Here is a 4,795-nt window from a genome sequence, read left to right on the forward strand (position 1 = left end):
CTCTCCGTCACCGGCGTCGGGGTAAATACTAACACTTGAGAAAGCAGGGAGTTCACGGTCGTCGTCGAACATCTGACGGTGCAAAACGATGGCGGCCACCGCGTGCCCGGCTTCGTGATGCGCCACAGACGGGAGAAGATATTGGGAGGCTACATTCATGCGGTGCGGCTCTCAGATCTAGTTTCCATCCAAGCCCTGATATCGGATTCAAGCCATGCGACTCGGCCGGGGGAGATGCGACGCCGCTTAGGGAACAGGCCTGCCTTCAGAGTCGCGCGGTCGCGCTCGAACTGCGTTCCACTGAAGTGCTTCAGGGTCTTTGCCGACTGGCCGGCGGCCCAGGCAAGTGCCCGCTCGCCTTCCACATCTTCAAGCCAAAGATAGAGATCGTCGTCGGGAGCATCCAGCGTTGGACGGACATCAAATGCGTTCATGTCCGGACAGCCTTCAGAAAGAAGGGATAGAGGCTTCCGTTTGATCGGGAACGCTTAGTGTTGGTAGCGGCGCCGACATGTTCGAAAAGCGTGATCATTGATGAGTTCTTCCAGTCGGTGCGGCATCGCAGTGCTTTTGCGCATAGGACCGCAATTCACGTGCCAACTGGGAAAATCGTTTCGGAACAATGCGATCGCTCTGGCAGCGTTGTGTCAGATGTCCGACATCGTCGAGAATCCGACAACGAGTGCTCCTCCTAATCACCGGATCAACCTCCGGCGCCAGGCGGTGACACCGCATTCCTCTGTCTTTCCAGGAGACGGCGTGGACATCAATGCCGTTCCTCACCGAACCCGCCTCCTAGCCCTTCGCCTGTGTAGCATACGTCACGGCCGCCCCCCGGTTTGGCTTCAACCTGGGATTACGGCGTCCTCTTTCGCAGAGAAGATCGGGTTGTTCGTGGCGCGCGCAGCGGAGCCGAAGGAGCTTTTTCTGGGTTGCGGATACTGGCATGTCGATATTACGACCGTGTGTCCTTCGAGAAGCTTGGTGGCTTCTTCAACCAGAATCTCGCCGGGGAGATCGAATCGTTATCTGCGCCGCAAAGTGCGGCCGGTGAGCGGCGTGGCCCTGCGTTCCAGTTGGCCACGGTCCTCGCTGGGACGAGCAAGTAAATGGCTTGCGCAGCAACGGTGCGATCACACCTGGAGCACGGCGTCATCAGGAAAGCGCCATCCTTGTGCGCCCACGACACCCTGGTCGCCATCGGCCGCATCGCGGGGGGGCAATGTGGGCGATAACCATTCATTGATCTGGGCGATTGAGGGTTCTGCCGGGGCGCTATTGCTGCTCGGTAGGGCTGCGGGCTGGCGAGTCTACCAAGGCGAGCAACGACAGGCGAGACGGCAGACATTACGTGACGGAACTTGATATTGCAGTGCAGCAAGCGTAGAGCACCCCGCGCTTATCGGAGTGTCGTCCATGGCCCTTACCAATGCTGGTAACGAGGCAGAACCTGTCGAACAATCGAGCCATTCTGAGGTCGAGCAGCACAGCACCAAGGCGCTGATGTTGGGCGCACTAGGTGTCGTTTATGGCGATATAGGCACCCGCCCGATCTATGCATTTCGCGAGGCGTTGCATGCATCAGCGGGTGGCAACGTCGCCAGCCGTGGCGACATCCTCGGCGTACTCTCGCTGATCATCTGGTCCCTGACGATCACCGTGACGATCAAATACATCATGTTCGTGCTCCGCGCCGACAATCGAGGCGAGGGCGGAGTGCTGTCGCTTATGGCGCTGGCGCGCAACAGTTTCCCGACCCGCTCTGCGGTGATCCTCGGCATCGGCATCGGCATCGGCATCGTCGGCGCGGCGCTTTTTTTTGGCGACGCCGTCATTACGCCGGCAATCTCGGTACTGTCGGCGGTCGAAGGTATGAATGTCGTCACGCCGACGTTCCAGCCCTATGTGGTGCCGCTGACACTGGCCATCCTGGCGATCGTGTTTGCGGTACAGCGGTTTGGCACCGGCGGCGTAGGATTGGTGTTCGGACCCGTTACCGCGCTGTGGTTCCTGGCCATCGGCCTTTCCGGGCTCAACCACATCATGGACGACCCGGAAATCCTGCTGGCAATCAGCCCGCATTACATCGTGTCGTTCCTGGTCAACTCGCCTGACGTCGCCTTCGTTACGGTTGGTGCAGTCTTCCTCGCCGTCACCGGAGCCGAGGCGCTCTACGCCGACCTCGGCCATTTCGGCCGCAAGCCGATCGTGCTCGCCTGGCTGGCGATCGTGTTCCCTTGTCTGTTGCTCAATTATGTCGGGCAAGGCGCCTTCGTGCTGGCAAATGGCGGCGTTGTCGGTCATCCGTTCTTCGAGATGAACCAGGGCTGGACGCTTATTCCGATGGTCGTGCTTGCCACGGCGGCGACCGTGATCGCCTGCCAGGCGGTGATCTCCGGCGCCTTTTCGCTGACCAGGCAAGCGGTACAGCTCAACATGCTGCCGCGTTTCGTCATCCAGCACACGTCGGAAAAACAGTCGGGCCAGATCTATCTGCCGCGCATCAACCTGATGCTGGCGCTGGTGGTGATGCTGCTGGTGGTCGGCTTCGGCGAATCCAGCCGGCTGGCCTCGGCCTACGGTATTTCGGTGACCGGCAATATGCTGGTGACGAACATACTGCTTTTTGTTGTGATGACGCGCATCTGGAAATGGCCGCTCGGCGTCGCGATAGCCTTAATGGCGGTGTTCGTCTTCATCGATACCGGCTTCTTTGCAGCTAACATCGTCAAGGTATTCGAAGGCGGCTGGGCCTCGCTTGCCATTGCCGCAGTGATCGTGATGACCATGTGGACTTGGATAAGAGGCAGCAGGTATCTATTTGACAAGACGCGCAGGAACCAGATTCCGCTCGATTTCCTTGCGGGCAATCTGTTGAAGAAGAAACCGCAGCTGGTGTCCGGTACGGCCGTGTTCCTGACCAGCGATCCCGCCAGTGCGCCGACCGCGTTGATGCACAGCCTGAAGCACTACAAGGCGCTGCACGAACAGAACGTCATCCTCTCTGTGGTGACGGCGCAGCAGCCCGTGGTGCCCGACAGCGAGCGGATCAAGATGGAAACAATCAATGAGCTGTTCATGCGGGTGACACTGACCTTCGGCTACATGGAACAGCCTAACATCCCGCGTGCGCTGGCGATCTGCCGCAAGCAGGGTTGGAAGTTCGACATCATGACGACGTCCTTCTTCCTGTCGCGTCGCTCGCTCAAGGCGTCACCCAACTCCGGCATGCCGGTGTGGCAGGACAAGCTGTTCATCGGCTTGGCGCGCACGGCCGCCGACGCGACGGAGTATTTCCAGATCCCGACCGGACGTGTGGTCGAGATCGGAACGCAAGTGGCCGTTTAGGTATGCCCGGTTAAGCAGAATCAATTGGCATTTCGCGAGCCGGTGAATGCCTGACCGGGCGGAGGCCACGATGCTTGCGCCAAACTGGGGTCCGGTTCCAGGCCTGAAGCTTCCGGCCCCGAAAGCCGTCCTTTACGCCTGCGATCATTTCCGTTCCGCATTGTCTTGCCGACCCACCAGTCGAGATGCGCTGAAACGACCTCGCCGGGCAGCAACTTATCATTTGAACCTAATCGATGTGCCGCAAGTCCGACCTTCATTCTTCAGTTCACAGGCTAGCGTTGCCAAAATCGGCGTGCCGCCTAACCGGCGCCGCACCGTGACCTGTCAGGATGCTATGCAGGCGCGAGGCAGAAGCTGGCTCGAGGCCGCCGGCCTGGTGCTGGTCCGGCAGCGGCCGGGCTCGGCCAAAGGCTTCATGTTCCTCTGGAGGATGAGACGGGTGCGGCAAACGTCGTCGTCTGGGTCAAGATCTCGCGAGAAATTCCGGCGCGTGCTTCTTGCTTCGGCCATGCTCGGCGTCCGCGGACGCATCCGACGGAAGAGGAGGTGGTGCACCTCGTCGCCCACGAGCTGACCGATCTGTCGGCCGGGCTGGCCAGCGTGGGAAACCGCAAGACGCCGTTTCCGTTGCCGCACGGCCGAGGGCCGAGGCTCATCACGGCGGATCGGGCATCGATCCGCGCGGCATGCCGAAGGGGCGCGACATCGTCGATGCAGTATGACCATATCGACCCTATCAAGTTCAAGACGCGTAACTTCCGGTAGCGCTTCCGGAGGCCACTTCAGCAGCATGTTGTGCACACTTTTGTCGGACCCTGTTAACTGCCGATTGGCAGCAGGTCACCCCGTGCCGGATCCCAAATGTCGTCGCTCTCAAGCGCAACGACTGCCCGCACCCTTTTTAAGTCAGCGAGCACCTCCACCGCCGGACGCCGCCCCGTTTCCTGAGCCGCGGCGTAACGGGTGTATTTGTGACTGTCCGGCTCAAACCACTTCAACGATTCCAAAGTAGCCATGGCATCGCCCTTGCGGCTGCGCGTGATGCGAATGATCGTGATCCCATCCTCAGCGCTCGCGTCGAATGGAGACACGCTGCCAACGCTTCATCTGCTCTACCCCATCTTTGTTCCAAGGCGGTCGGATCATCTCAATGAGCCCTGCCTCGGGGTGGCCAAAGCATGCATATTTATCGTTCGGCCCCGCATCGAATTATCATCTGCGATGTGGGACTCGATCTTGGGTTGGCGACGGCTTAGCTCCGGGAGTAGACGTCGGACCACTGATAAGTGCCGGACCTTCTCCACAATTTCTCGGCGGACTCATCGTGAACGCTCGATTGGACGTAAATGCGGTTCGCGGAAACGCAGGTCTGGCCGGCATTGCGGAACTTCGCCTGGACCGCACCGTCAACAGCACCGTCAATGTCGGCATCATCGAAGATGAT

4 protein-coding genes and 1 pseudogene are annotated in these 4,795 nt (G+C 59.9%); 2 read left to right on the forward strand and 3 right to left on the reverse strand.

Translation table 11 applies throughout. From position 1 onward, the window contains the following. Positions 1 to 155: 155 nt before the first annotated feature. A complete protein-coding gene (locus tag EN964_RS39140) occupies positions 156 to 434 on the reverse strand; it encodes an AlpA family transcriptional regulator (RefSeq protein ID WP_063169289.1) in 279 nt (92 codons plus the stop codon). A 982-nt stretch (positions 435 to 1,416) separates the two neighbouring features. On the opposite strand from EN964_RS39140, the gene EN964_RS24880 reads away from it, so the two are divergent. Beyond that, complete coding sequence (locus EN964_RS24880) at positions 1,417 to 3,348, forward strand: potassium transporter Kup (protein ID WP_127266914.1); 1,932 nt, start codon at positions 1,417 to 1,419, stop codon at positions 3,346 to 3,348. 552 nt (positions 3,349 to 3,900) lie between these two features. Then, positions 3,901 to 4,116, forward strand: coding sequence for a hypothetical protein (locus tag EN964_RS39445; protein WP_373565072.1), 216 nt, complete (start codon positions 3,901 to 3,903; stop codon positions 4,114 to 4,116). Between the two features lie 53 nt (positions 4,117 to 4,169). Here EN964_RS39445 and EN964_RS24890 read toward each other — a convergent pair whose 3' ends face one another. Both EN964_RS24890 and EN964_RS39450 read right to left on the reverse strand, forming a co-directional pair. Further along, positions 4,170 to 4,442: a hypothetical protein gene (locus tag EN964_RS24890; RefSeq protein WP_127266913.1), complete on the reverse strand. Its 273-nt coding sequence runs from the start codon at positions 4,440 to 4,442 to the stop codon at positions 4,170 to 4,172. 123 nt (positions 4,443 to 4,565) lie between these two features. After that, positions 4,566 to 4,795: pseudogene (locus tag EN964_RS39450) on the reverse strand (aldehyde dehydrogenase family protein); the annotation flags it as partial.

Origin of the sequence: Mesorhizobium sp. M7A.F.Ca.CA.001.10.2.1 (genome assembly GCF_003998575.1) — a bacterium.
In the GTDB taxonomy this organism is placed as follows: domain Bacteria; phylum Pseudomonadota; class Alphaproteobacteria; order Rhizobiales; family Rhizobiaceae; genus Mesorhizobium.

Bases quoted from the DNA above. Each gene is read 5' to 3' on its own strand.
- EN964_RS24880 (WP_127266914.1), top strand. From the start codon at position 1,417: ATGGCCCTTACCAATGCTGGTAACGAGGCAGAACCTGTCGAACAATCG.
- EN964_RS39140 (WP_063169289.1), bottom strand. From the start codon at position 434: ATGAACGCATTTGATGTCCGTCCAACGCTGGATGCTCCCGACGACGAT.